This is a genomic window from Streptomyces sp. NBC_00299, assembly GCF_036173045.1.
Classification (GTDB): domain Bacteria; phylum Actinomycetota; class Actinomycetes; order Streptomycetales; family Streptomycetaceae; genus Streptomyces; species Streptomyces machairae.
Genome location: NZ_CP108039.1, coordinates 2,089,710 through 2,115,009, shown reverse-complemented (window position 1 = coordinate 2,115,009; position 25,300 = coordinate 2,089,710). Strand labels below are relative to the sequence as shown.

General features: G+C 71.4%; 24 protein-coding genes. 11 read left to right on the top strand and 13 right to left on the bottom strand.

Annotation, left to right across the window (positions count from 1 at the left end; genetic code table 11):
* Positions 1 to 3 precede the first annotated feature (3 nt).
* Positions 4 to 855 (bottom strand): NmrA family NAD(P)-binding protein, encoded by an 852-nt coding sequence (locus tag OHT51_RS09185; protein WP_328878420.1) that lies wholly within the window; start codon positions 853 to 855, stop codon positions 4 to 6.
* A gap of 80 nt (positions 856 to 935) precedes the next feature.
* Between OHT51_RS09185 and OHT51_RS09180 the strand changes: the two genes are divergently transcribed.
* Both OHT51_RS09180 and OHT51_RS09175 read left to right on the top strand, forming a co-directional pair.
* Entirely contained in the window at positions 936 to 1,901 is a 966-nt protein-coding gene (locus OHT51_RS09180; protein WP_328878419.1) for an AraC family transcriptional regulator, read from the top strand.
* 39 nt (positions 1,902 to 1,940) lie between these two features.
* Positions 1,941 to 2,633, top strand: coding sequence for a DUF6597 domain-containing transcriptional factor (locus OHT51_RS09175; RefSeq protein WP_328878418.1), 693 nt, complete (start codon positions 1,941 to 1,943; stop codon positions 2,631 to 2,633).
* Here the strand turns inward: OHT51_RS09175 and OHT51_RS09170 are convergent.
* Genes OHT51_RS09170 through OHT51_RS09160 form a run of 3 tightly spaced genes read right to left on the bottom strand, consistent with a single transcriptional unit; the run spans position 2,610 to position 3,946 of the window.
* Positions 2,610 to 3,017, bottom strand: coding sequence for a VOC family protein (locus tag OHT51_RS09170; protein WP_328878417.1), 408 nt, complete (start codon positions 3,015 to 3,017; stop codon positions 2,610 to 2,612). The genes OHT51_RS09175 and OHT51_RS09170 overlap by 24 nt on opposite strands.
* A gap of 52 nt (positions 3,018 to 3,069) precedes the next feature.
* Positions 3,070 to 3,702, bottom strand: a complete 633-nt coding sequence (locus OHT51_RS09165; protein ID WP_328878416.1) for a VOC family protein — start codon at positions 3,700 to 3,702, stop codon at positions 3,070 to 3,072.
* The gene (locus tag OHT51_RS09160) at positions 3,677 to 3,946 is read right to left on the bottom strand and encodes a DUF5954 family protein (protein ID WP_328878415.1); all 270 of its coding nucleotides are present in this window, start codon (positions 3,944 to 3,946) and stop codon (positions 3,677 to 3,679) included. Before OHT51_RS09160 ends, OHT51_RS09165 begins: the two co-directional genes overlap by 26 nt.
* Before the next feature lie 113 nt (positions 3,947 to 4,059).
* Here OHT51_RS09160 and OHT51_RS09155 point away from each other — a divergent pair, with 113 nt between their 5' ends.
* A complete protein-coding gene (locus OHT51_RS09155) occupies positions 4,060 to 4,707 on the top strand; it encodes a ThuA domain-containing protein (protein ID WP_328878414.1) in 648 nt (215 codons plus the stop codon).
* 90 nt (positions 4,708 to 4,797) lie between these two features.
* Here the strand turns inward: OHT51_RS09155 and OHT51_RS09150 are convergent, their stop codons facing one another.
* The 4 genes from OHT51_RS09150 to OHT51_RS09135 all read right to left on the bottom strand — a co-directional run bounded on the left by OHT51_RS09150 (position 4,798) and on the right by OHT51_RS09135 (position 9,202).
* Positions 4,798 to 5,955 carry a ferritin-like domain-containing protein gene (locus OHT51_RS09150; RefSeq protein ID WP_328878413.1) on the bottom strand — a complete coding sequence of 386 codons (1,158 nt, stop codon included), beginning with the start codon at positions 5,953 to 5,955 and terminating at the stop codon, positions 4,798 to 4,800.
* 198 nt (positions 5,956 to 6,153) lie between these two features.
* Positions 6,154 to 6,618, bottom strand: coding sequence for an SRPBCC family protein (locus tag OHT51_RS09145; protein WP_328878412.1), 465 nt, complete (start codon positions 6,616 to 6,618; stop codon positions 6,154 to 6,156).
* Positions 6,619 to 6,735: 117 nt separating this feature from the next.
* Positions 6,736 to 7,788, bottom strand: coding sequence for a LacI family DNA-binding transcriptional regulator (locus OHT51_RS09140; protein ID WP_328878411.1), 1,053 nt, complete (start codon positions 7,786 to 7,788; stop codon positions 6,736 to 6,738).
* Positions 7,789 to 8,188: 400 nt separating this feature from the next.
* Positions 8,189 to 9,202 (bottom strand): hydroxyacid dehydrogenase, encoded by a 1,014-nt coding sequence (locus OHT51_RS09135; RefSeq protein WP_328878410.1) that lies wholly within the window; start codon positions 9,200 to 9,202, stop codon positions 8,189 to 8,191.
* A gap of 391 nt (positions 9,203 to 9,593) precedes the next feature.
* Between OHT51_RS09135 and OHT51_RS09130 the strand changes: the two genes are divergently transcribed.
* The gene (locus OHT51_RS09130) at positions 9,594 to 11,174 is read left to right on the top strand and encodes a carboxylesterase/lipase family protein (RefSeq protein ID WP_328878409.1); all 1,581 of its coding nucleotides are present in this window, start codon (positions 9,594 to 9,596) and stop codon (positions 11,172 to 11,174) included.
* A 317-nt stretch (positions 11,175 to 11,491) separates the two neighbouring features.
* Here OHT51_RS09130 and mmuM read toward each other — a convergent pair whose 3' ends face one another.
* Positions 11,492 to 12,415, bottom strand: coding sequence for a homocysteine S-methyltransferase (mmuM, locus tag OHT51_RS09125; RefSeq protein ID WP_328878408.1), 924 nt, complete (start codon positions 12,413 to 12,415; stop codon positions 11,492 to 11,494).
* A gap of 75 nt (positions 12,416 to 12,490) precedes the next feature.
* Entirely contained in the window at positions 12,491 to 14,596 is a 2,106-nt protein-coding gene (locus tag OHT51_RS09120) for an autotransporter-associated beta strand repeat-containing protein (RefSeq protein ID WP_328878407.1), read from the bottom strand.
* Positions 14,597 to 14,814: 218 nt separating this feature from the next.
* Between OHT51_RS09120 and OHT51_RS09115 the strand changes: the two genes are divergently transcribed.
* Both OHT51_RS09115 and OHT51_RS09110 read left to right on the top strand, forming a co-directional pair.
* Positions 14,815 to 15,942, top strand: coding sequence for a glycoside hydrolase family 43 protein (locus tag OHT51_RS09115; RefSeq protein ID WP_328878406.1), 1,128 nt, complete (start codon positions 14,815 to 14,817; stop codon positions 15,940 to 15,942).
* Between the two features lies 1 nt (position 15,943).
* Positions 15,944 to 17,356 carry a family 43 glycosylhydrolase gene (locus tag OHT51_RS09110; protein WP_328878405.1) on the top strand — a complete coding sequence of 471 codons (1,413 nt, stop codon included), beginning with the start codon at positions 15,944 to 15,946 and terminating at the stop codon, positions 17,354 to 17,356.
* Between the two features lie 7 nt (positions 17,357 to 17,363).
* Here the strand turns inward: OHT51_RS09110 and OHT51_RS09105 are convergent, their stop codons facing one another.
* Entirely contained in the window at positions 17,364 to 19,025 is a 1,662-nt protein-coding gene (locus OHT51_RS09105) for a rhamnogalacturonan lyase B N-terminal domain-containing protein (protein WP_328878404.1), read from the bottom strand.
* Positions 19,026 to 19,213: 188 nt separating this feature from the next.
* Here OHT51_RS09105 and OHT51_RS09100 point away from each other — a divergent pair, with 188 nt between their 5' ends.
* Together OHT51_RS09100 and OHT51_RS09095 are read left to right on the top strand one after the other, a co-directional pair.
* Positions 19,214 to 20,236 (top strand): rhamnogalacturonan acetylesterase, encoded by a 1,023-nt coding sequence (locus OHT51_RS09100; RefSeq protein ID WP_328878403.1) that lies wholly within the window; start codon positions 19,214 to 19,216, stop codon positions 20,234 to 20,236.
* Positions 20,237 to 20,306: 70 nt separating this feature from the next.
* On the top strand, positions 20,307 to 22,001 hold the full coding sequence (locus tag OHT51_RS09095; RefSeq protein ID WP_328878402.1) for a DUF2264 domain-containing protein: 1,695 nt from the start codon (positions 20,307 to 20,309) through the stop codon (positions 21,999 to 22,001).
* On the opposite strand, the gene OHT51_RS09090 is transcribed toward OHT51_RS09095, so the two are convergent.
* Positions 21,991 to 22,653 carry a hypothetical protein gene (locus OHT51_RS09090; RefSeq protein ID WP_328878401.1) on the bottom strand — a complete coding sequence of 221 codons (663 nt, stop codon included), beginning with the start codon at positions 22,651 to 22,653 and terminating at the stop codon, positions 21,991 to 21,993. The genes OHT51_RS09095 and OHT51_RS09090 overlap by 11 nt on opposite strands.
* Positions 22,654 to 22,804: 151 nt before the next feature.
* On the opposite strand from OHT51_RS09090, the gene OHT51_RS09085 reads away from it, so the two are divergent.
* From OHT51_RS09085 to OHT51_RS09075, 3 genes are all read left to right on the top strand, one after another.
* Positions 22,805 to 23,263, top strand: coding sequence for a hypothetical protein (locus OHT51_RS09085; protein WP_328878400.1), 459 nt, complete (start codon positions 22,805 to 22,807; stop codon positions 23,261 to 23,263).
* Positions 23,264 to 23,288: 25 nt separating this feature from the next.
* Positions 23,289 to 24,080 (top strand): isocitrate lyase/PEP mutase family protein, encoded by a 792-nt coding sequence (locus tag OHT51_RS09080; RefSeq protein ID WP_328878399.1) that lies wholly within the window; start codon positions 23,289 to 23,291, stop codon positions 24,078 to 24,080.
* A gap of 77 nt (positions 24,081 to 24,157) precedes the next feature.
* Positions 24,158 to 24,583 (top strand): NUDIX hydrolase, encoded by a 426-nt coding sequence (locus OHT51_RS09075; RefSeq protein WP_391405945.1) that lies wholly within the window; start codon positions 24,158 to 24,160, stop codon positions 24,581 to 24,583.
* Here OHT51_RS09075 and OHT51_RS09070 read toward each other — a convergent pair.
* Complete coding sequence (locus OHT51_RS09070; protein WP_328878398.1) at positions 24,570 to 25,298, bottom strand: hypothetical protein; 729 nt, start codon at positions 25,296 to 25,298, stop codon at positions 24,570 to 24,572. The genes OHT51_RS09075 and OHT51_RS09070 overlap by 14 nt on opposite strands.
* Between the last annotated feature and the right edge of the window lie 2 nt (positions 25,299 to 25,300).

The window sequence follows — 25,300 nt, the reverse complement described above, 5'->3', positions numbered from 1 at the left end:
GCCTCAGGCCTTCCACGCCCCTGCCGCCGCGGCCTCCCGCACGAAGTCGGTGAAGTCGCGCGGCGCACGGCCGAGCACCTCGCGGACGTCGTCCGTCAGATGGGCGTTGCGCCCGTCCATGAGGGTTTCGAAGACCTCGACCAGGAGCTCCGCCTCCTCGGCCGGCACACCGAAGCCCTGCAGGGCCTCGCCGTAGGCCGCTGTCGGCACCGGCGTGTACGTGATCGTGCTGCCCGTCGCCCCGGAGATCTCCGCGACCGCCTCCCGCCACGGCAACAGCCGCGGCCCGGTCAGCTCCAGGGCCCGGCCCACGTGGCGGTCGCCCGAGGTCAGCACGGCCGTCACCACGTCCGCGATGTCGCGCACGTCGATGAACGGCTCCTTCACCTCGCCCGCCGGGAAGACCAGCTCCCCGTGGACCATGCCCTCCACCAGCGGTCCCTCGCTGAAGTTCTGTGCGAACCACGCGGCCCGTACGATCGTCCAGTCCGCGCCGGAGGACTTCAGCGCCTCCTCGGTCGGCAGCGCCTGGTCCTCACCGCGCGCCGACAGCAGGACCAGCCGCCGTACGCCGAGCCCCACCGCCTCCCGCGCGAGCGCGCCGACACCCTCGGCCGCCGCCGGGGAGCCGACGTCGGACGGGTACATCAGATACGCCGCGTCCGCGTCGCGCAGGGTCTGAGCCCACGTCGTCGGGTTCTCCCAGTCGAAGCCCTGCGCCCGGGAGGCGGCCCGTACCGTCAGCCCGGCCCCGCGCGCCGCTTCCGCCACCCGGCTTCCGGTACGACCCGAGGCACCGGTCACCACTACCGTCATCCGCTGCGTGTTCGCCTTGTCGGCTGCGTTTTCCGTCATGCTTCAAGTCAACGGGTGCGCGCCTCAACAGCCCATCGCTGAACGGCTCATTCCCATGCGCGGGCGTCTACGCTGAGCCCATGGACGCTCTCGCCGGCCTTCTGGAGGGCCCACGTGCGCGTGGCGCCTTCATGATCCGCGCGTGTTTCGAGCCGCCGTGGGCCATCCGCGTCGAGGACCGCGCCCCGCTCACCGTCATGGTCATGGTCCGCGGCGACGCCTGGGTGATCCCGGACCAGGGCGAGCGAAGCGAGAGGGGGGTCCCCCCGGCCGAAGGCTGGGGGAGGATCCGGCTGCGCCCCGGCGACCTCGCCATCGCCCGCGGCCCGGACCCCTACATCTGCGCCGACGACCCCGGCACCGCACCCCAGGCCCTGATCCTGCCGGGCGCCGAATGCAGCTACCCCGACGGACGCTCCCTCAACGGCTCGATGGACCTCGGCGTGCGCACCTGGGGCGACCGGCTCGACGGTTCGGCCGTGATGCTGATCGGCACGTATCTGTGGCAGGGCGAGGTCAGCGGGCGGCTGCTGAACGCGCTGCCGCCGCTGCTGGCCCTCACCGCAGACGTGTGGGACTGCCCTCTCACTCCGTATCTCCTGGAGGAGATCGTCCGCGACGAGCCCGGCCAGGAAGTCGTCCTGGACCGGCTGCTCGACCTGTTGGTCATCGCCGCGCTCAGGGCCTGGTTCTCCCGCCCGGAGGCGGCGGCCCCGGCCTGGTACGCGGCGCTCGCCGACCCCGTGGTCGGCCGCGTGCTGCGGCTCGTCCAGGACGACCCCGCGCACCCCTGGACGGTCGGCCTCCTGGCCATGAAGGCGGGGGTGTCCCGGGCCGCGCTCGCCAGGCGCTTCACCGAACTGGTGGGCGAGCCGCCGATGACGTACCTGACGGGATGGCGGCTCGCGCTCGCGGCGGATGCGCTGCGTGACACCGACGACACGCTCGAAGCGATCGCGCGACGGGTCGGGTACGGGAGCGCGTTCGCGTTGTCCAGTGCGTTCAAGAGGGTCTACGGGGTGAGTCCGCAGGAGCATCGGGGTTGAGCGGGCTGCGCCCCCGGAGGGGCGCTTACGCTGGCGTATGTGTATGAGGAGAGGGCGTCCCGGCTGCCCGGCGCCGTCGTCTGGACGAACGCCTCGTCCGACACCGGCGCGGGGCGCGTCCTGCCCGACGGGTGCATGGACCTGTTGTGGCACGAGGGACGGCTGCTCGTCGCGGGGCCCGACACACGCGCGTACGTCATGGAAAGGGAGCCCAGTACCTGGGCCGGCGTCCGCTTCTGTCCCGGCGCTGCGCCCGCCCTCCTCGGCGTGCCCGCGCACGAGCTGCGTGACCGGCGCGTGGAGCTCGCCGACCTGTGGCCGGCCGCGGAGGTGCGGCTCCTGCGCGGACGTATCGAGGCGGCGGCCGACCCCGTGACCGCGCTGGAGGAGGTTGCGCTGGAGTGCGCGGCCGTTGCGGAGCCGCCCGACCCTGTCCTACGGCAGATCGTCAAGGCGCTGGACGCGGGCCACCCCGTCTCCGCCACTGCGGACCAACTCGGCCTGGGCGCACGCCAGTTGCACCGTCGCTGCCTGGCCGCCTTCGGGTACGGCCCCAAGACGCTGGGCCGGATCCTGCGGCTGCAACGCGCGCTCGCGCTGGGGCGGGACGGTGTCCCGTTCGCGGAAACGGCCGTCCGGGCGGGGTACGCCGATCAGGCTCATCTGGCCCGGGACGTCAAGGAGTTGGCGGGCGTACCGCTCGGCGAGCTACTCGGCCGGAGCGGCGGCTAGCGGCGCGAAGAGGTCGACGCCGTTGCCGTCGGGGTCCTGGACGGAGGCGTACCGCTGGCCCCAGAAGGCGTCCCACGGCTTGAGCTCGCCGTGGTAACCGGCGCCGACCAGGTCCTCGTACACCGCGTCGACCTCGGCAGGACCCTCGCACCGCAGGGCGAGCGAGTGACGGCCGCTGCCCGTGGGCGGCTGCCACTGGGGGAGGAAGGACCGCACCGTCTCCTCGGTGTCGAGCAGCAGCCGCAGCCCGCCCGGCAGTTCGGCCTCGGCGTGCGGCTCGGTCTCGGCGCCCGTGGGGAACGCGAACCCGAGGCGGCGGTAGAAGGTGACTGAGGCGGCCATGTCGGAGACGACCAGGCCGATGGCATCGAATCGTGGAGTCATGGGGCCACCGTAGGCACGCCGGCGCCGGCCGGTCTTGAAGGAATCGGACACCTCAGTCGAAGGTCACCGGCCCCAGAGGCGTGTCCACCGTGAAAGTGATCCCCACCGGGCCCGTCGTCAGGTCGAGGTCCGTGCCCAGGGCCGACAGCAGGGGCCGGATCTCGTCCGGCTCGGGGGCGGTCGCGGCAAGGGACAGCAGCGGGGTGGTGGGCAGGTCCGAGGCGGTGGGGTGGACCGTGGCGCTCCAGTCGATGAGGAAGGGGACGAGGCCGGAGGGGTGGGCGTCGTCGCCGTCGGTGAGCCGCCATTCCAGGAGGGTGCCGTCGGGTCTGCGGCGGCTCATCGACTGAGCAGGGCCGGGATCGTAGCCCCGGGCCCGGGCGGCGGCGATGGCGGCGTCCAGGTCGGGCCGGCTGATCGCCCAGGTGACCGTGCGCGGGACGGTGAGCCCGTCGACCGCGAAAGGGCGGGGCGCGTCGGGCGCGGACTGCTCGGGGTCCGGGCCGATGATCTCCAGGTAGCTCATTCCGCCCAGCGACACCAGGTAGTTGCGGGTGCCGAGCCCGACGTGCACGCCGCCCGGGGCGGGGGTCACGCCGGTGCGCCGGGCGAAGTCGGCGACCGTGGCGGACAGGTCGGGCGTCACGAGGACGAGATGGTCAAGGAGCGCGGGAATGGCGTTCATCGCAGCCGAGGCTACGCAGAGCGGCGCGCGATATGGAACACCTGTGCGCCAGGCGGAAGGCGGGGCTCACCCGTCGTGGATGATCGTGCCGTCCTCCAGCAGAGTCGGATGGACCTTCATGGGCCCGTGCTCGAGCCGGCTCCCAGCCGGTCCGTTCGCGCTCGACGACGCCGAAGCAGGCGGGCAGCAGCACGATCCGCGGATGTGTGAGCACGGCCCGCTCCGAGTCCGAACACCGGCTCACGCAGGGCGAACCCCGGACAGCGCAGTGAGGCGTCCACCGCGTCGGCCTCCCGCATGGGCAAGGGGGGGAAGAGGCCCGACAACCCGGGTTGTCGGGCCGTTAGGCTCGCAAGTATGTCCGTGCGACTCCTCGTCTACACCCGCACCACCGCCTACCGGCACGCGTCCATCCCGGCCGGCGTCGAAGCCGTACGCACCATCGGTGACTTCGAGGTCGACCACACAGAGGACCCCACGGCCTTCGAGCAACCCCTCGACGGATACGCGGCCGTCGTCTTCATCTCCACCAGCGGCGAGGTGCTCACCCCCGCCGGGCGCGAACGGCTCGCCGCGTACGTCGAGGCGGGCGGCGGCTTCGTCGGGGTGCACGCGGCGGCCTGCACCGAGTACGACTGGCCGTACTACGGCGAGCTGTTGGGCGCCCGGTTCGACCGGCACCCCGACCACCAGCCGGGCAAGGCGCTCGTCGAGGACCGCGAGCACCCGGCCACCCGGCACCTGCCCGCCGTATGGGACTTCGTCGACGAGTGGTACGACTTCCGCACCAACCCCCGCGCCACGGTACGGGTGTTGGCCTGCGCCGACGAGTCGTCGTACGACGGAGGCGGCATGGGCGGGGACCACCCGCTGGTGTGGTGCCGCGACCAGGGATCCGGCCGCGCCTTCTACACGGCACTCGGTCACGCGCCCGAGGCCTACGAGAACCCCGACTTCCGCGCCCATCTCCTCGGCGGGATCAAGTGGGCGGCGGGACTCGACTAGAGCACGCGGAGTCCGGGGTCGTCCAAGGCGTCGAACCCCGGCGCGTGCGTCCCGCGCCGGGGTTCGACTCGTACCGCTGCCGCCAAAGCGTCAGGACGCGCTGCGCCGCCTGGGAAGGGCGCGGAACTGGGGGCCGTAGGTGCCGGGGACGTAGGGGTTGCGGGTCTCCATCAGCTCCACGGCCGGCCTCTCCAGGCCGTGCATGGCGTGGATGGCCGCGCCCAGGGTGCGCTGGCCGCCGCCGGCCCAGGCCGCGTCGAGAGTGTCCAGCACGGTGCTGTAGGTGGCGTCGAACTGGTGCAGGAGTTGGCGGACCCGGGCCGGCGGGTTGGGCCAGCCGCCGACCGGGATCGGGGCCATGGGGCGTACGTCGGGGAAGGGCACGGGCGCGCCGACGTACTGCCAGCCGTCGTCCGTCCGGCGCAGCTCCCGGCCGTGGTAGATCTCGCCGAAGGCGTAGTAGTGCGCGGGGTGGTCGTCCTCGAAGGAAGCGGACGGGGAACTGGTGGTGCCCTCGCCCTGCTCCATGATGATCCGGATGGCCTGCTCGACGTGGTCGAGGTTCGCGATCGGAGACAGATCGTCGGCGAAGACGTACTGGGACAGCTGTCCCTGCACCGACAGTTCCGGCCGCACCGTCCGGAAGGCGTTCAGCAGCCCCTCGTAGAACTCGCCGACGGTGGGGGAGGCCTGCACGCTCCGGACGAGCGATTCCTCGGGGGCCTCGATCGCCATCATCACATCGCGCACGAAGGGCTTGGTGAGGCCCGACAGGTAGACGTGCACTCCGGCACGGACACCGCCGGGCAGCGGCCCCGGGTAGACGGGTGCGGCGGCCTTGATCTGCGGTTTTCCGCCCACGGCCACGAGAAGGTTGCAGGTGATGCCGAGGTGGTACATCTCGTCGCCGACGATGCGCTCGATCAGCCGCGCGACCTCACTGCGGCGGTCCTTGACGGACCACAGGCCGCAGAAGTAGGGCGGGATGGTGGCGAGTTCCAGTGCGACGGCGACCTGAAGGGCCGACCTGATCCAGTCGACTCCGCGGCCTTCCTGGGGAACGGCCAGCAGCCGTGCCACGGACCCGAGGGCAGGCGCCGCGAGCGCACCGCCTGCCGGGGGCGCGGCAGCCTCCGCGGGACCGGCGACCGCGACCGCGGCCGGGGTGCCGCTCGCCAACGCGGCCGACGCCAGGAAACTCCTGCGCCTGAACGGGGCAACTGTCTGCCTGTCCGGCTCTTCGCTCATACCCGTCACTCTCGACTCTCGCCTCAGCTCATCGCCACGGCCCCGCCTCGGCTCGATGCCCTGGGGGACGCGGGACCCTCGGACAGCTCGCGAAGCTAGCAACGATCAACGTCGCCACCAGGGCGGACGGGCCGGGCGGCGCATCAACCACCCTGTCGGTCCAACGCGATCAAGGTCGGTACGGCGCCGGAGGACCGCTCAGTGCGTGTGGGCGTCGACGGTCCTGTCGCCGGCCTCGCGTACCGCGATCCGGGCGAGTTTCGTCAGCATCATGCCGCTGCGGATCCGGACGAGATAGTCGACGGGGAGCCCGTGCATGCGGACGCCGGGGCCCCGCAGGGCATGCCAGTCGAGAATGAAGAGGGTGTTCTCGCCCCAGGGGATCAGCCGCATGGCGATGCGGGCCGCGCCGAACGGATCCGCCTTCGCCTCCAGCTCCAGACGGCGCTCCGGTTCACAGATCCGCACGACGCACGTGTCGTCCAGGACCGCGGGGCCGACGCCGACCCGGACCTGCAGACGGGCGCCCACGGCGGGCCAGTGCGGGTCCGCGGCGAGGATCTGCTGGGTGCCCGACACCCACTCCCCGTAGCGATGGCCGTCGGACAGCAGGCTCCAGACCTTGGACGGCGGGCTCAGGATCAGACGGCGGTTCCGGGCCACACCGACCACGCTCCTTCTGGAAGATCCCGAGCTGCTCGACCTGGCCTTCGACGCTAGCGGCCCCGGGCACCCCCAGCACCCGTAGTGGGGGCCCGCCCGGCCAACCAGGTGAAGGACTCAGCGGGACAGCCCGCGCGGCCCCGCCGTGCTCGCCCGCTCCACCAGACGCGTCGACAACTCCGTCCGTGTGCTCTCCGGCCGTTCCCCGTCCATCATCCGCACCAGCAGGTGCAACGCCGTCGCCGCCATCTCCGACAGCGGCTGGCGGATCGTGGTGAGGGCCGGGGCGATCCAGCGGGCCTCCGGCAGATCGTCGAAGCCGACGACGCTCATGCCGTCGGGCACGCTCAACCCGCGCTCCGCCAGAGCCTCGTAGACACCGAGGCTCATCCGGTCGGAGCAGACGAAGACCGCCGTCGGCGGCTCCGGCAGGTCGAGGAGCTCCAGCATCCGGAGGCGGGCGAGACCCTCGTCGAAGCCCGCGTGCCGGACGTATTCGGGACGGTGCCGCACCCCGGCCGCGGCGAGCGCCGAGCGGTAGCCGGCCACCCGGGCGGTGCTGCACATCTTGCGCTGATGACCGGCGATCACGCCGATCCGCTCATGCCCCAGCGCCAGCAGATGCTCGGTGGCGAGGACGCCGCCGTGCCAGTTCGCCGCGCCCACCGACACCACGCCCGGCGGCGGATCCAGCACCGGGTCGATCATCACGAACGGGACGCGGTGCTGCTCCAGCCACGCGTACTGCGACGCCGTCAGCTCGGCCAGGTTGAACAGCACGCCCGACGAGCCCCGCGCGATGAGCTTGTCCAGCCAGCCGCGCTCCGGACGGCCGCCCCGCGTCCGGGTCAGCCCGGCCGAGACCACCACCTCCAGGCCCGCGTCGTGGGCCGCCGCCTCCACCCCGTGCAGCACCGCGCCCGACCAGGAGCTGTCCAGCGAGTGCACGACGAGGTCGACCAGGCCCGGCGTCTTCGCCGCGTCGAAGCGCGGTCTGCGGACGTAGCCGAGCCGGTCCAGTGCCTCGGTGACCCGGCGGCGGGTCTCGGGGGCCACGTCCTCCCGGCCGTTGACCACCTTGGACGCGGTCGGCACGGACACCCCGGCCTCACGGGCCACGACCGCCAGGGTTGGACCGGCCGCCACGCTCGCACCGCCCGTACGGACCATCGGGAACCACCTCTCCGGCCCGCCCGAGGGCCCTGAAAAGTTTCGACCAGCGCGGAAACGGTAAGCGCTTCCTACCCTAGGTTCGCCGCGATGAGTCCGGAAGAGGCCGGAGTTCCAAGGACTTCACCGATGACGGCTTTCGAAACTTCGAACGCGCCCGGCGTCACCAGCAGGTGAGACGGAATCCCGTGAAGTCGGCCATGAACGCCGAGTCGACGAGATCCACCGCATGCGGGCCCAACGCCGGGCATATTTCAGGTTGGTGGGCACTCGCCCAACGCCGGACAAGCGCGTACCAACCTCACCGCGCCGCCGACACCGGCTGAGGCGCCCCGTAGGCGACCGAGCCAGGCATTCGGCACCTCAGCTACAGGGCCAAGCCGCCGCAACGCCCCCAGTCTCAGGCCACCCGCCCCAAATCACCCTCCCGAACTTCATGCACCAGCCCCCCGCCCCCCACCACGCGCTCCAACTCCTCCACCACGATCCGCCCGAGCCGCTCCAGCTCGTTCCCGAGCGACCCGGCGATATGAGGGGTCAGGAAGACATTGGGCAGGTGATACAGCGGCGACCCGGCAGGCAACGGCTCCGGTTCGGTCACGTCGAGCACCGCGTGCAGCCGCCCGGAGACAAGCTCGTCCGTGAGCGCCGCGGGATCGACCAACGCCCCCCGCGAGGTGTTGATCAGTACGCCCCCGTCCCGGATCAGCCCCAGCCGCTCCCCGTCGAGCATCCGGTACGTCTCGGGGATGTCCGGCGCATGCAGGCTGACGATGTCGCTGCGCCGCAGGAGGTCGTCCAGCGACAGCAGTTCGGCGCCCAGGTCGGCGGCTTCGGCGGCGCTGACGTACGGATCGTGCAGCAGCACCGTGAAGTCGAACGGCCGCAGCAGCTCCAGCAGGCGTCTGCCGACGCGCGACGCCCCGATGACGCCGACCCTGCGGCCGACGTTGCCGGTCGCGGCGGTCTCGCGATGCGTCGGGTAGGAATGGGTGCTGCGAAAACGTTCCCGGTGGCCGAACGTGTCCTTCCCTGCGAGGAGGATCATCGCCAGCGTGTACTCCGCGACCGGCAGCGCGTTGCCGGTCGCCGCGCTGGAGACGGTGACACCGGCCTTCCACAGCGCGTCGCCGACCAGCGAGCGGACCGAGCCGGCGGCGTGCAATACCGTGCGCAGTTCGGGCGCGGCCGTGAGGACGTCGGTGTCGAGGCGGGGGCAGCCCCAGCCGGTGATGAGCACCTCGGTCCGGGCGAGGATCCCGGCCGCTGCCGGGTCGGTGAAGTCCCGTACGACGAGCGTGGGGTCGAGCTCGGCCGCCTGCCGCAGCCGGGCCATGAGCGGTGGCGGGAACAGCAGGGGGAGGTGCACCGGATCCATCGCGAACACGGCCCTCAAGGGGTGCGGGCTGGGCATGACTCTCCTGAGACGCCGAGTTGAGCAATGAGTTGAGACGCTGGCGACGCTGAACGGAAAACGTTTTAGAAAGCGCCTTCTACCGTAGATCCGGTCGTTGGGCCGGTCAATCGGTGAGATGAGGAGCGAAGCGCTCCGCCCTGGACCGGCAACCGGCGCCGGGGACGGCCCGTTCTGCGAGAACCTAACCCTCGATCGCCCGAGGGCGGCGGCGGTGACCACGGCTCCGACAGCGGCGGCTTCGACCAGCTCGGCTCGGCACCCTGATGTACGCCAAGCAGCCGTGTAAGCCGAATAGCCCTCACAACCGCTCGTGCGCCGGAATACCGGGCCACAATGAGGTGCTCTGATCTTCACGGTGCACGAGCGCGGTGAGGAGGCTGGTGGACGTATGACGGCAGTCCGGACAGACCCCGTGGTGAGCACGCCCTACGGTGCCGTGCGGGGCCGGTACGAAGACGGCGTCGCGGTGTTCCGGGGCATTCCCTACGCGGCGCCGCCGTTCGGCCCGCACCGGTTTCGGCCGCCCGTGCCGCCCGAGCCCTGGGACGGTGTGCGCGAGGCCGCGGACTTCGGGCCGACGCCGCCCAAACCGCCTTACTCCGAGGCGTTCGCGCAGTACCTCTCCGACCCCGTCGTGCCCGGCGACGACTGCCTCAACCTCAACGTCTGGACCCCCGAGCCGGGCCCGGCCGCCCGGCTCCCGGTCATGGTGTGGCTGCACGGCGGCGCCCTGACCCGCGGCTCCTCGGGCGTGCCCGTGTACGACGGCCGGCCCTTCGCCCGCGACGGCGTCGTCCTCGTGTCCGTCAACTACCGACTGGGCGTCGAGGGCTACGGCTACTTCCCGGACGCCCCCGCCAACCCCGGCCTGCGCGACCAGCTGGCCGCCCTGGAGTGGGTGCACGCCTCGATCGAGGCGTTCGGCGGCGACCCCGGCCGCATCACCCTGTTCGGGCAGTCCGCCGGCGCGATCAGCATCGGCGCGCTGCTCGCCGCCCCGCAGGCGCAGGGCCTGGTCCGGCGGGCGATCCTGCAGAGCGGGCCGCCCGAGGCCGCCGAGCGGGACAAGGTACGGCGGATGGTGCGCCGGATGGCCAACCGGCTGAGGATTCCCGCCACCGCCGCGGCCTTCGCCGACGTCGACCGCGAGCTGCTCCTGCGCACCCAGGCCGACGTGGGCCGGCTCAGCAGCCCCGTGGTGGGCGGGCCCGCCTTCGGGATCGTCGTCGACGGCGACATCGTCCCCCAGGACCCCCTGGAAGCGCTCACGGAGGGTGACGCCGCCTCCGGCGTGGACCTGATGACGGGCTGGACCCGCGACGAGTACCGGCTGTGGCTGGTGCCTGGCGGGCTCCTGGAGCGGGTCGACCGGCTCGGCGCGGTCGCCCTGGCCGGCGCCATGGCCCGCTGCCACGTCGGCGCCGACGTGCCCCGCGGCTACCGCGCCCTGCACCCCGAGGCCGGCACCGCCGAGATAGTCGGCCAGATGGTCACCGACCACCTGCTGCGCGGGCCCCTGCACCGCCTGGCCGACGCCCGCCCCGGATCGTCGTACGTGTACGAGTTCGCCTGGCCCTCCACCCTCCCCGACCTCGGCGCCTGCCACGCGCTGGAGCTCGGCTTCGTCTTCGACACCGGGGACGTTCCCGAGTCCCGCAAGCTGGCCGGCGAAGGAGCGCCGCAGGAGCTGGCCGACGAGATGCACCGCGCGTGGGTGCGGTTCGCGGTGGAGGGCGATCCGGGGTGGCAGAGCTGGGACGACTCGCACCCGGTGCGGATCTTCGGCGACGGCGAGACCCGCACCGCGCTCGGCCCCCGCGACCCCGAGCTCGCCCTGTGGGCCACGGCCGCGCCGCCCGAGGCCATGCCCACGTCGGCCCTTGCCGACGCTGCGCCGCCCCCGCGCGGCACGGAGATGCGATCGGTCGTACGACGGCTTCGTCTGCCCGGCGCGGTCCGCCGCCACTGACCCGACGGCCACACCGCCCGGAGCCGCCTTCCACCTGCCAGCTACTCCTTCGGGGCATGCGGCGTCGGGATTTGGGGTGTCCTGCGTCAGGGCGTTGGCGTCCCCCTGTCGGGCGGCGGTGCTCGGCGCGTCGGTCGGCGGGCCGTGGAGCGTCAGGCGTCGGGCGTGCCGCGTCGGGGCTTCGGGGTATGCCGCGTCAGGCGTCGGCGTCCCCACCTCAAGCTCGGGCCGTGCGTAAACGATCCGTGCCCGTCGGTCGGCGCTTCCCCCCCGACCGTGGCTGCCGCCGCGCGGGCCCGGGGCGGGCGTGCGTTCCGCTACCGCGCCGCCGACAGAGTCCGGGCGATGGAGCCGATCGCCTCCGGGCCGACCCGGCAGCAGCCGCCGATCAGCCGTGCGCCCGATGCCCGCCAGGCCTCGACCTGCTCGGCGGCGAAGCCGGCCTCGCCGGACCAGGACCGGGCTTGTGCGTCCCAGGCCTCGCCGCTGTTCGGGTAGACCACGACCGGCTTGCCCGTGACGCGGGCCGCGGTCTCGACGGCGCCTTCCACATCCTCCGGCGCGCAGCAGTTCACGCCGACCGCGATCACCTCGTCGGCGTCGGCGGCCAGGGCGAAGGCCTCCTCCAGCGGCTGCCCGGCGCGGGTGCGATCACCGGCGACGGAGTACGACAGCCAGGCCGGCACACCGAGTCCGCGCACCGCCCGCAGCAGCGCCTCCGCCTCGTCGGCGTCCGGGACCGTCTCCAGCGCCAGTACGTCGGGCTGTGCCCCGGCCAACACCTCAAGGCGGGGCCGGTGGAAGCGCTCCAGCTCGTCGACGCTCAGCCCGTACCTTCCCCGGTACTCGGAGCCGTCCGCCAGCATCGCCCCGTACGGTCCGACGGACGCCGCCACCCACAGCGGCCGTGCGACGCCCTTGCCCCGCGCCTGCCGAACCGCCTCGCGCGCCAACTCCACGCTCAGAGCGAGCAGTTCGGCCGCCCAGCCCTGCTCGATCCCGCGCTTCGCGAACCCCTCGAAGGTGGCCTGGTAGCTCGACGTGATCGCCACGTCCGCCCCCGCCTCGAAGTAGGCGAGATGCGCCTCGGTGATCGCCTCGGGCCGCTCCGCGAGCAGCCGTGCCGACCACAGCTCGTCGCTCAGGTCGTGCCCGGCGGCCTCGAGCTGGTTGGACATCCCGCCGTCGAGGACGACGGCCCCGGCGGCGAGGGCTTCGGCGAGGGTGATGGTGCTGGTCATGGTGACGACGGTAGTCGAGGCGGGGCTGGGGACCAGCAGGTGGGACATCCCTCGGCGACGCCGAGCGGCCGCTCCCTACGCCGCGTGCCTCCCACCCCGCCGGCGTCCGCGTCCGAACCTCGTCGCAGGTACCGCCAGCCCGAGGAGGAGGCCCGCGGACAGGGCGTACGGCCACCAGCCGAGGCCGTTGGTCGCGGTGCTCGTGGTGCGGGGGGCGGGGGAGGCGAGGGTGTCGTCGGCTGTGTGGGGGTGGCCGGAGGTGGGGGAGGGGCCCCCGGTGACGGCGGTGAGGACGACGTCGTTGCCGTCGCCGCCCCGGTAGCTGATCCGGTAGGTAATGTCGTCCAGCTGGAGATTCTCACCCTCTTTGAGGCCGGTGAAGGTGCCGGTCGTCTTCGCTCGCCCCCGGTGGTCGAGGACGGTGATCCTGCGAGGGGAAGCAGGTGCGGTGGCGGCGGTCGCGAGGCCCAGGTCGCCGGCCAGGCGGACCCCGCCCGTCACCTTCAACGGGCCGTCGCGCAGGACCAGTTCGCCCTGTGTCGACTGGGCGTAGTCGCCGGAGACGGTCAGCCCGCTCGCCACCACGCCGCCGTTCGTCACCGTTCCCCGCACGGTGCCCTTGCCGGTCAGTGTCTGCTTCTCGCCCACGCGCAGTCCCGAAGTCGACGCGTCCAGCCGGGACTTCGCAGACGTGAGGCGGATCGCCCTGCTGCGGGCGAGCGTCGCTCCGCCGCGCAGCGCCAGCGTGCCCTTCTCGACCGTCGTCGTGCCGGTGTACGTCACCGCGCTCCCCGTCAGGGTCGTCGTCGCGGCCCCCGACTGCGTGAGCGATCCGCTGCCGCCGATCCGGGACAGGGACAGGGCCCTGCTCGTGTTGTTCAGCACCAGCGAGCCGTTGTTGATGATTCTGTAGTGGTCGCCCCGTGTGTAGAGCCCGCCGTCGCCGCCCGCCCTGCCGTTGCCCAGCCGCAGCACCGCACCCTTGTCGATGGTCGTCGAGCCGTCGTAGTACTGGACGGCGGCAAAGGTGACGTCGTTGCCCTTCGTCCCCTCGATGACGATGTCCCCGGCGCCGGGCGCGGCGAGTGTGTCGTGGAACCTGCCGCCGCCGATGGAGGCGCCCAGGGTCACCGGCCCGTTGTAGTCGAAGGTGAGCGAGGAGCGGGAACGGCCCGCCAGCAGATTGATGTAGACGGTGTCGGCGGTCCCGGGCATGAAGATCTTGTTCGTCGTCCCGTCGCCCCACCGGACGTTCGCGCCCTTGATGTTGGTGCCCCGCTTGTTGACGTTCTGGCGCGCGGGGGTCCAGTTCAGGGCGGGGTCGCTGAGTGCGGGGTCGGTGTCGCCGCCCCGGTCCGACCAGCTGTACTGGCCGGTGAGGACGACCTTGCCGCCCGGCCGGGACTGGACGTTGATGTCGCTGCCGTACTCGCGCTGGTAGAAGTCCATGCCCATGGTGACCGTCCGGCCGAGCGGGGTGTCCACGGTCCACGTCCCCTGGTTGAGGACCTTGCGCACGGCGGGCAGCGAGGTCGCGAACTCCGGCCGGCCGGCGTTGACCTGCGTGCCGTTGTCGATCACCCCGGAGAAGGAGTGGGTGCCCGACAGGTCCCAGGTGCCCCACAGGAACCGCGGCTGGGTGATGAGCCCGGAGCCGCTGACCGTGCCCAGGTTGTAGGCGCTCCTGAGCGACAGCCGCAGGGTGCCGTCGACCCGGATGTTGTCCTGGTTCAGCCGGAACGCCGGGGTGTTGTACGGGAAGTGGCCGATCAGCCCGGCCGTACCGCCGTTGCCGTACTGCAGGGTCGCCCCGCGCGCGACCGTGACGGCGGGCGGGTCGGCGTCGGTCGTGGTGACGTACGGGTGGTTGCCGCCGAGGACGCTCACCTGCTGCCGCTGCCGGGACTTCGGCAGGGTGAAGTCGCTGTCCCTGGTGAGGACCAGCGTGCCGGTGCCGCGCACGGTGAGCGTGCCCTGGCCACGGAAGACGCCGTCGTACGTAGTCGTTCCCGGCGGCACGGTGACGACCGTGTCGCCGCTGAGTGTCACGTCACGGTCGGCGAGGACGTCGGCGGTGACGTCCCGGCCGGCGGCGGCCGCAGGGGGAGCGGCAACGGTCAGGGCGGCGACGGCTGCCAGGGCACCGACGGCCGCTGCTGTCTTGTGGGTATGGCTGCGCACGTGATGGGGACGGGCGGAGCGGGGCGCCGATAACAGAAATCCGGCGTTTCTCTTTGTCTCGCCGGACTCGTTGACCTCCTGGTAACACACCCTTACCTTTCAGTCGTTCGTAATGACAGATCCCTTTCGCTATCTCGAACGTCCCTGAACGCCCCGAACCCCTCGAGCCCCTCGAACGCCCCTGCGCTCCGAACATTCACTGAGAGGCACCCCCCCACATGAGCCGCGATCACGATCTGCCCCAAGTGCCCCAAGTGCCCCCAGCCCCCCAAGCCCCCAGCCGCAGACTGCTGTTGATGGGCGCCGCAGCCGCCGGTGCCCTGACCGCCGCCTCCGCCGTCCCCGGCGTCGCCCACGCCGCACCCCCGAAGGCGACCCCCTACGTGAACCCCCTCGTCCAGCAGCGCGCCGACCCGCACATCCACCGGCACACCGACGGCTACTACTACTTCACGGCCACCGCCCCCGAGTACGACCGCATCGTCCTGCGCCGCTCCCGCACCCTGAACGGCCTGTCCACGGCCGCCGAGTCGGTGCTCTGGCGGGCCCACCCCACCGGCGACATGGGCGCGCACATCTGGGCGCCGGAGCTGCACCGCATCGGCGGCAAGTGGTACATCTACTTCGCCGCCGCGCCCGCCGAGGACGTGTGGCAGATCCGCATCTGGGTCCTGGAGAACTCCCACCCCAACCCCTTCAAGGGCACCTGGGTGGAGAAGGGGCAGGTCAAGACCGCGTGGGAGACCTTCTCCCTCGACGCCACCACCTTCACCCACCGCGGCTCCCGCTACCTCTGCTGGGCACAGCACGAACCGGGGCTGGACAACAACACCGGTCTCTTCCTGTCCGAGATGGCGAACCCGTGGACTCTCACCGGTCCTCAAGTGCGCTTGTCCACGCCGGAGTTGGACTGGGAGTGCATCGGCTTCAAGGTCAACGAGGGTCCGTACGCCCTGAAGCGCAACGGCCGGATCTTCCTGACCTACTCGGCCTCCGCGACCGACCACCACTACTGCGTCGGCATGCTGACCGTCGACGCCGATGCCGACCTGCTGGACCCGGCGAACTGGGCGAAGTCCCCGACCCCCGTCTTCACCAGCAGCGAACGCACCAAGCAGTACGGTCCCGGCCACAACTGCTTCACCGTCGCCGAGGACGGCCGCACCGACGTCCTCGTCTACCACGCCCGCCAGTACAAGGACATCGTCGGCGACCCGCTGAACGACCCCAACCGACACACCCGCATCCAGAAGCTCGGCTGGAACCCGGACGGCACCCCGAACCTCGGCATACCCGTGGCGGACACGGCCGCCGCGATCGCCGCAACCGTCAAGGAGAGTGCGTGAGATGAGACGTGCCTACGCCGCTCTGCTGGCCCTCTGCCTGGCCATAGCCGGCGCCCTGGCCACCGCAGGGGCCGCCCAGGCCGCACCCCAGACCATCACCAACGGCACCCAGTTCGCCGACCCTTCGGGTAACCCTGTGCACGCACATGGCGGCGGTGTCATCAAGGTCGGCTCCTCCTACTACTGGTTCGGCGAGAACCGCAACGCCGACAACACCTTCCGGTACGTGGACGCCTACCGCTCCACCGACCTGAAGAACTGGGAGTTCAGGAACCACGTCCTGACCGAGTCCAGTGACCCGGAGCTCGCCACCGCCAACATCGAGCGCCCGAAGGTCATGTACAACGCCGCCACCGGCAAGTTCGTCATGTGGATGCACAAGGAGAACGGCGTCGACTACAGCGAGGCCCGAGCCGCCGTCGCCGTGTCCGACACGATCGACGGCAACTACACCTGGCAGGGCAGCTTCCGCCCGCTCGGGCAGCACATGTCCCGCGACATCACGGTGTTCGTGGACACCGACGGCGCCGGATACATGATCTCCGCCGCCCGCGAGAACTACGACCTGCAGATCTACCGCCTGACCGCCGACTACACCGGCATCGCGAGCCTCGTCGCCGACCCCTGGCACGGCGGCCACCGTGAGGCCCCCGCCCTGTTCAAGCGCAACGGCGTCTACTTCATGCTGACCTCGGGAGCGACCGGCTGGGGCCCGAACCAGCAGCAGTACGCCACGGCCACGAGCATCGCCGGTCCCTGGACGGCGATGACGAACGTCGGCGACTCCACGACGTACGGCTCCCAGACCGCGTACGTCCTCCCGGTACAGGGCAGTTCGACCACCTCGTACCTCTACTTGGGCGACCGCTGGGGCAACTCCTTCGGCGGCACCGTCAACGACTCCCGCTACGTCTGGCTGCCGCTGACCTTCCCTTCCTCGACGTCGATGTCCATGTCCTGGTCCCCGGAGGTCACCATCGACACGGCCACCGGATCGATCAGCGGGACGAGCGCCACGTACAACACGCTGACCGCCCGGCACTCCTCCAAGTGCGCCGACGTCACCAGCCAGTCACTCTGGCAGGGCGCCCAGATCAAGCAGTACGACTGCAACGGCGGCGGCAACCAGAAGTACTGGTTCAAGTCGGCGGGCAGCGGCTACTACCAGCTGATGGTCAGGAACAGCTCCCTGTGCGTCCAGGAGAACGCGAACACGGTCACCCAGGAGAACTGCAACGCCTCCTCGACCGGCCAGCAGTGGTCGGTCACCACCACCGGCTCCTTTGTGAACATCAAGTCCCGCGCGACCGGGGAGTGCCTGGACGTGAACGGCGCGTCCACCGCCAACTCCGCCGCGGTGATCACGTACACGTGCAACGGGGCGACGAACCAGCAGTGGACGCGCGGTACCTGAGAGAACGTCAGGCGAGCAGGTCGATCGCGTCGATCGACGTGCCCGCGCTGAGATAGCCGGTCGACCCCGAACCGCTCACCACGTCGATCCGCAGCACGTTGTACTGGCCGGTGTCCGTGAGCCAGGCACTCGCCGGGACGCTGTAGGTGAACGTGTGGTTGTTGCCCCGGTAGGACCCGTTGGTCAGGGACCGGGTGCCCGGCTGCGTGGGCGGGGAGGGGATCGCCGAGGTCCAGTCGTTGACGCCGATCTGCGGCCTGCCGTTGGCGTAGGCCGTCGTCACGCCGATGCGCAGGGTGTGCGCGGCGGCAGCCTGAGCGGCGGTCAGCCTGAAGTACACGAGCAGGCCGCTGTTGACGTCCTTCCAGAGGTAGCAGGGGAAGGACGCCGTCTCGTTGTTGCCGATCACCACGTTGCCGGTCCAGGCGGCGGCCCGGACGTCGGAGGGATGCGCGTACGTCATCAGGTCGGCGTTCTTGAACCCGCCCGGCGTGCCGTTCCAGTCACCGATCCGCCAGATCGCGCTCGCGTTGCCCGGGTCGTTGGAGGACGGTACGGCGATCGTGTTGAGGGTGGTCGTGCCTCCGGCCGTGACGGTCACCGACCCCGTGTACACGCCGAGTTCGCCCTTGAAGACGGTCAGCGTGTACGTGCCCGGCAGCACACCCCCGATCGAGAACCAGCCGTCCGACGCCCGCGCCGAACCCCAGTACTGCGCCGCCGAGTTGGCGAGCCCGACCGTGTACGGGTACGCCGTGTTCCGGCCCGTGATCCCGACCCCGGCCACCTTGCCGCGCCCGCTCGCGCCGACGTACCCGGACATGCCGAGCGAGTCCGCCCACGACGTGGTGAGCGTGCCCGGGAACAGCGAAGAGGAGGGCGCCCCGCCGTCCGTGAGGGCGATGACGTACGGGCCCTGGAGGCCGAAACGCTGGGCCTCGGTCTGGTTCTGGCCGTAGTACAGGATCTCGTACAGGCCACCGCCGTCCGCGCTCTGGTGGCGCAGCAGCGAGCGGTAGAACGGGCCGCCGGACGCCTTCTCGTGGTTGCTGCGCACGATCCACAGGCCGACGCCGCCGGCCGACCAGCCGACGTAGTCGTAGTCCATCACCCGGCGCTTCGCGTAGTGCTTCGAGCGGGTCTGGCCGTCGGACTTCGCGAAGACGTCCGAGGCCTCGATGGCGGTGGGCGCGTAAGTGTAGGAGTCAGGCTCGTCGTTGAGAAACAGGCCCTTCTTCACGCGCAGGATGAAGCGGGTCGCGGAGACCGACGTGTCGGCCTTGTTGGTCCACAGGTAGATGTTGTTCTCACCGCTGCGGGCGGCGTAGTAGTGCCGCAGCGAGCCGTACGCGACCGAGATCAGGATCGTCGAACCCGACTGTCCGATGGTCACGGTGGACGTGCCGAGACCGGACTCGATGTGCGAGTTCATGCCGCCGTAGCCCTGGTATTCGGTGCCGCGGTAGACCAGCGAGGTCAGGTCGCCGTTGTTCTTGCTGACCTTGAAGACGAGGTCGGCGCCGGTGTCGACGACGTAGTTGGAGCCGTCGTCGCTCCAGCCGAAGGCCGCGGCGCTCGCTGTCCCGGCGAGAGCCGCGGTACCGACGGCGGCCGTGGCGCCGAGGACGAAGGTGCGGCGGCGAACGGATCTGTCAGGGGATCCGGACATGGGGGGTGCCTCCTTCGGAGTGTCGGGTGCGGGTGTTGTGCAGAGTGACAGTTGAATCGATTTCACGAAAGGGCTTGCGCAGGCTTCGGGCTGGACAGTCATTTGAATGCTCGTCACGGTCTAGAAAGCGCTTGTCCAACCGTGTACGGTCCAGGCGCAGCCGGGTCCAGCCGAGCGAGGAGTCGCGTGTGAGACGTTTCAGCGCCGTCGTACTGGTGGCGGCCACCATGGGTGCCGCGCTGGCGGCGGTACCGGCCCAGGCCGCCCACGCCCACTGCACCGCCACCGCCTGCCACTTCGACGTCCCGCCCGGAACGTACGACGTGAAGGTGCTCCTCGGCGGCGAGGCCGCGTCGAGCACGCGCGTCACCGCGGAGACCCGCCGCACCCTGCTCCCCGAGACGGCGGTCCAGGCCGGCAAGCGCGTCGCCCGCAGCTTCACCGTGAACGTCCGCACCCCCGAGGGCGAGCCCACCGGAGCCGACGGAACGCCCGGCCTGGACCTGCAACTCGGCGGCTCGGCCCCCGCCCTCGCCGACATCGAGGTCACCAAGGCCCGGCATGCCCGCCAGATCCTCCTCGTCGGCGACTCCACGGTCTGCGACCAGCCCGGCGACCCGTACTCCGGCTGGGGCCAGCAGCTGCCGCAGTACCTGCGCAAGGGCCTGTCCGTCGCCAACTACGCCGACTCCGGCGAGAGCACGGTCAGCTACCTCGCCGACTCCCGCCTGTGGGCCACCGTCCAGCCACGGATCCGGCGCGGCGACCTGGTCCTGATCCAGCTCGCCCACAACGACAAGACGACCGACGGGGCGACGTACCGCGCGAATCTGGAAACCCTGGCGGCGGGCGTACGGGCGAAGGGCGGGAAGCCGGTCCTGGTCACGCCCATCGTGCGCCGCTGGTTCAACGCCGACGGCACCCTGAACAACGACACGGCTCTGCTCGTGAACGGCCTGGGCGTGGACCACCCCGCCGTCATCCGCTCCGTCGCCGCCGCCCACGACGTCCCCCTGATCGACCTGACGGCGAAGACGAAGGCGCGGGTGGAGTCCCTCGGCGTCGAGGCGTCCAAGGCGCTCTACCTCTACAACGAGAAGCGGGACAACACCCACACCTCCGTACACGGCGCCACGACCTACGCGAGCCTGGTCCGCGACGAACTCGTCGCCCGGCATCTGGTGCCCAAGCGCCTGATGCGGGTGGGATGAACTCCTGGGGCGCTCCGACCGGAACCGGGGCGTCCCAGGTCCGGAACCGAGCCGGCTAGAGAGAGACCCGATGCACCTGCCTCCCGAAGACCGCACCCGCAGCCCGCGCACCGGCTACACCCGCGCCCACTGGGAGGCGGCCGCCGACGCCCTGCTCGCCGCGGTCGAGCCGTACGCCACCGAGGACCGCGCCCTCTACCACCTCCCCGGCGACCACGAGAGCTGGTCGGGCCGCCTCTCCGACGGACTGGAGGGCTACGCCCGTACGCTGCTCCTGGCGGCGTTCCGCCGGGACGAGACGGCGTTGGAGCGCTATGCCGACGGCCTCGCGGCCGGCGTCGGCGGCATCTGGCCCCGCGTCGAGGACCGCAGCCAGCCCTTGGTGGAGGCGGCCTCGATCGCGCTCGCGCTGCGGCTGACGCGGCCGTTGCTGTGGGACCGGCTGGACGACCCGGTGCGGCAGCGGGCGGCGGCCTGGCTCGGCGACGCCCTGACCGCCGAGGCCTGGCCCTGCAACTGGGAGCTGTTCCCGGTGACCGTGGGCGGCTTTCTCCAGGAGATCGGCCATGAGGCCGAGGAGTCGCGCAAGGCGATCGACCGGGGGCTGGAGCGCATCGAGAAGTGGTACGTCGGGGGCGGCTGGTACACGGACGGCGACGGCCGCAAGTTCGACTACTACAACGGCTGGGCCATGCACCTGTACCCCGTGCTGCACGCCTGGCTGGCGCAGGACGAACGGCTCCTCGAACTGTACGGCGGCCGCCTCTCCCGGCATCTTGAGGACTACGCCCGCCTGTTCGGCGGCGACGGCGGCCCCCTGCACCAGGGCCGCTCCCTGACCTACCGTTTCGCGACGACCGCCCCCCTGTGGCTGGGTGCCCTCACGGGCCGCACACCGCTCGCGGCAGGGGAGACCCGAAGGATCTCCTCCGGCGCACTCAAGTACTTCCTCGAGCGGGGAGCCGTGGACGCGAACGGCCTGCTGACCCTCGGCTGGCACGGCCCCGACGAGGCACTCCTCCAGGGCTATTCGGGCCCGGCGTCCCCGTACTGGGCGAGTAAGGGCTTCCTCGGTCTGCTCCTGCCCGCGGATCACGATGTCTGGACGGCGCAGGAGGAACCCGCCCCTGCCGAGCGCGAGGACGCGGTCACCGCCATCGCCGCCCCCAACTGGCTTGTTCAGTCAACGAGTTCGGACGGAGTGGTGCGCCTCCACAACCATGGCAGCGAGGACGTCCGCTACGACCCGTACTACACGCGGCTCGCCTACTCGACGGCGACGACGCCCGCACCGTCGTACGACAACAGCGTGATCGTCGGCGACGATCCGAGCCGCATGGACATCGTGCCGCTCGGCGCGGGGGAGGGCTGGGCGGCCTCACGGCACTCGGGCGGTGGCGGAACCCGGGTGACGAGCGTGGTGCTCGCGCAGGGGGCCGTGGAGGTGCGGGCCCACCTGGTGGCGGGCGCGGCGCCGGGGACGCCGGTCCGGATCACGGGCTGGGCGGCGCGGGACGGGGTCCGCGCCGAACTCCGCCCTGCCGCCCGGCTCGACGACGACCTCACCGGCGTCACCGACGCCGGACCGACCCTTTTCGTCGCCCTCGCCCGGCTCACGGCCGAACCGGAACCCGCCCCGCTGGACGCGCTGGCGACCGTGCGCGTGGACGACGACGGCGGGATCCACGTCCGCTGGAACGAAGGCCGTGCGGTCCGCGTGCGGTTGGCGGACGGTGAAGGCGTCCAGGTGCGGGTCAGCGACTGACCGCCTGGGTCGTGATGCCCGCCCGGTCGAGTGCTCTGGCGACGGCGGGCGGGTCCACCGGGTCACCGTCGCGGTGGGTGCGCACGTGCTCCAGCAGCAACCTTGCGTCCAGCCCGTACGCCTCGGCGTCGGCCAGGAGGCTGTCCGCGCTCGGACCGGCGGCCGTGTCGTCGAAGTGGAGCTTCAGCTCCCTCAGCAGGCTGTCGCGGTCGACGAAGTCGCTCATGCCGCAGTCCAGGCCGTCGTCCTCGAGGCTGTCGGGGTAGGGCGCCCGGCTCCAGGCGCCGTTCTCGTACCAGTAGACGCAGCCGAGTTCATACCCTTCCAGCCGGTCGCGCAGCTCCTCGTAGGGCAGCCAGTCGGGGCCGCCCGCCAGCATGTCGATCGGCGGCTTGTGCCACTTGACGCCGCTCGACTCGTCCTCGCCGTAGAGCACGAACCGACCCTCGCCCATCCTGGACATGATCCACCAGGTGCAGCCGCAGTCGTCCCAGTGCAGGCCCGCCTCGTCGATCCAGTGCCCGACCCGGTGCACGCTCGGGGTCTCTTCCTGCTCGGTGGTCGCCTTGACGGCGGCGAGCAGCGCCCACCGTGCCCACAGCACCTCGCCCGGCGGAAGGTCCTCCGGAAGTCCCGGTCGGTGAATGGCCATGTGCGCCCCCGTGTGTTCTCGTCGCGATGATGATCGCCGCAACAGTACGACGACGGGCCCGGCCCTCCGTCCGCGTGCCTCTCACTCGTGGGACGACATGGCCGGGACACTTCGGCCGGTACCGAAACGACCGGCATCTAGCGTTCCAGGCATGACCGATACAGCCCGTCTCACCCCCGCCGGCGCCGTCACCGGCATGGTCGACCACGTCCTCACCCTGGCGGCGAGCTGGCCGAACTGGGACGGCACGCCCGCCCGTGTCGACGACCGCGTCTACACCCCGCACAAGGCGATCCGGCGCGTCGCCGACCACCTGATCGACCACCTGGCGGAACTGGAGGCCCGGCTGGCGGGCGAGGAGCCCCAGCCCGACCACTGGCACGCCTCCGGCATCACCACCGAGGCGGACCTCGCTCCCTTCACCCCGCAGGACCTCGACGAGGCCCGCAGCAGGCTGACCCGCCTCGCCCGAATCTGGGCCGACCGGCTGGACGCCCTGAGCGACGACCAGCTCGACGACTCGCCCGGCGAGGGCTGGAGCTTCCGGGAACTCGCCCGCCACCTGGAGGGCTCGACGTACTACGCCGACGCCGTCGGAGACCTGTCCTGACCGCCCGAGCACCGGAGGACCCCTCATGACCACGTTCGCCGAACTCCACCACGGCGACCGGCCCCTGCTGCTCCCCAACGCCTGGGACCACGCCTCGGCGCGGGCCCTCGCAGACCAGGGGTTCCGCGCGATCGGCACGACGAGCCTCGGTGTCGCAGCGGCCGCCGGTCTGCCCGACGGGGCCTCGGAGACCCGTGACGAGACACTGCGGCTCGCCCTGGCCCTCGGCTCGGATCCCTACCTTCTCTCCGTCGACGCGGAGGACGGTTACAGCGAGGATCCCGACGAGGTGGGGGAGTTCGCGCGGCACCTGACGGCTGTCGGAGCCGTCGGGATCAACCTGGAGGACCGTCTCGGTTCCACGGCGCTGCATGCCGCGAAGATCGCAGCGGTCAAGTCGGCGGCACCGGGTCTCTTCGTCAACGCCCGCACCGACACGTACTGGCTGGCAGACGGCGAGGGGACGATCGACCGGCTCGACGCCTATCAACAGGCGGGCGCCGACTGCGTGTTCGTGCCTGGGCTCAGTGAGCCCACTCAAATCGCCGCCCTGGTGAGGCACGTCGACGTTCCCCTCAACATCCTCTACGCACCGACCGGCCCGGCTCTCCCGCACCTGGCCGACCTCGGTGTTCGCCGTGTCAGTCTCGGCTCGCTGCTCTACCGGCGGGCGCTGGGAGCGGCGTTGCAAGCGGTCGAGGCGATCAGGGAGGGCCGGGTGCCGGGCGGGACCGCCCCGGCGTACGGGGCCGTGGACGCCCTCGCCCGCCGGGGCGAGCCGGGCGTCTCGGGGCGACCTGACTCACAGCGACGGTAGGCGGACCCCTGTTAGGCTTGACTCTTTCCCGGGTATCAGACCCTTTGGACTCATCACCGGCGAGGGACCGAGGAACCATGACCATGGACATCCCCGGCGACAGGCGACTGGCGGCCGCCGTCGTGATGGACGACAAGCAGCGGGTGCTTCTGGTGCGCCGCAGCGAGAGGGAGCGGTTCCTGCCCCGGGTGTGGGGTGTCCCCTGCGGGAAGCTGGAGCCCGGCGAGAGTGCCGAGGACGGGGCCCTGCGTGAGCTGAAGGAAGAGACCGGACTGCTCGGCGAGGTCGTCCGCAAGGTCGGCGAGTCGTCCTTCCTCAGCGACTACCGGGGTCACGAGATCAAGAACTGGCAGGAGAACTTCCTGGTCAGGCCCCTGTCCACTGCGGTCACCCTGCCCGAGCCCGACCAGGCGGCCGCCTGGCTCGACCGGACCGAGCTGACGACCGTCGAGATCGACGAGTACAACCTCGACATCGTGCGGCAGGCGTTCACACGGCCCTGAGCCGTTCCGCCAGTTCCCGCAGCGCGTCCAGATAGTCCCCGACCGGCAGTGGCACCTTCGCCACCGCGCCCGGATGCGGGCCCGCCGCCGTGAACACATCGGTGTGGTCCCGCCGTTCGGCGCCCGTCTCCAGGAACAGCGTCACCGTCGGCACGTCCGTGTCGCACCAGGCCCGGTGCAGGGTGTGCGCGGGCAGCGCGTACGAACTGCCCGCGGCGTACTGCCCCACGTGCGTCAGCCGCAGCCGCGCCGGACCGGCCGGCCTCAGCACCCAGTCCGCCGAGCGCTCCGCCAGCGACTCCTCGTAACGGGCCGCCGCCAGGGCGCCGGAGCCGTCGCCGACCTCGTACAGCTCCATGGCCAGCCGGCCCCGCACGACATAGGAGGCCAGCGGCGAGCGGTGGTTGTGGATGTCCTCCTCGCCGATCGCGCCGGCGCCTGGATGCCACACGTGCGCGCGGAGCATCCGGCGCGGGCCGCCGTCGATCAGCAGCAGCTTGTCGAAGCCGAGGACATGACGGTACGACAGCCGCGCGCAGCCGTCCGGGTCGCCCTCGCCGGAGGCGAGTTCGTCGATCAGCTCCAACAGGCGGTCGGGTGAGCCGAGTTCGACGACGACGCGCCGCGCCGCGGCCACCCGCTCGTGCTCGGGCAGTTCACCGTCCAGCGACTCGGCCAGCAGCCTCCGGGCCGCCATGACCTGCCGATCGCCCATGC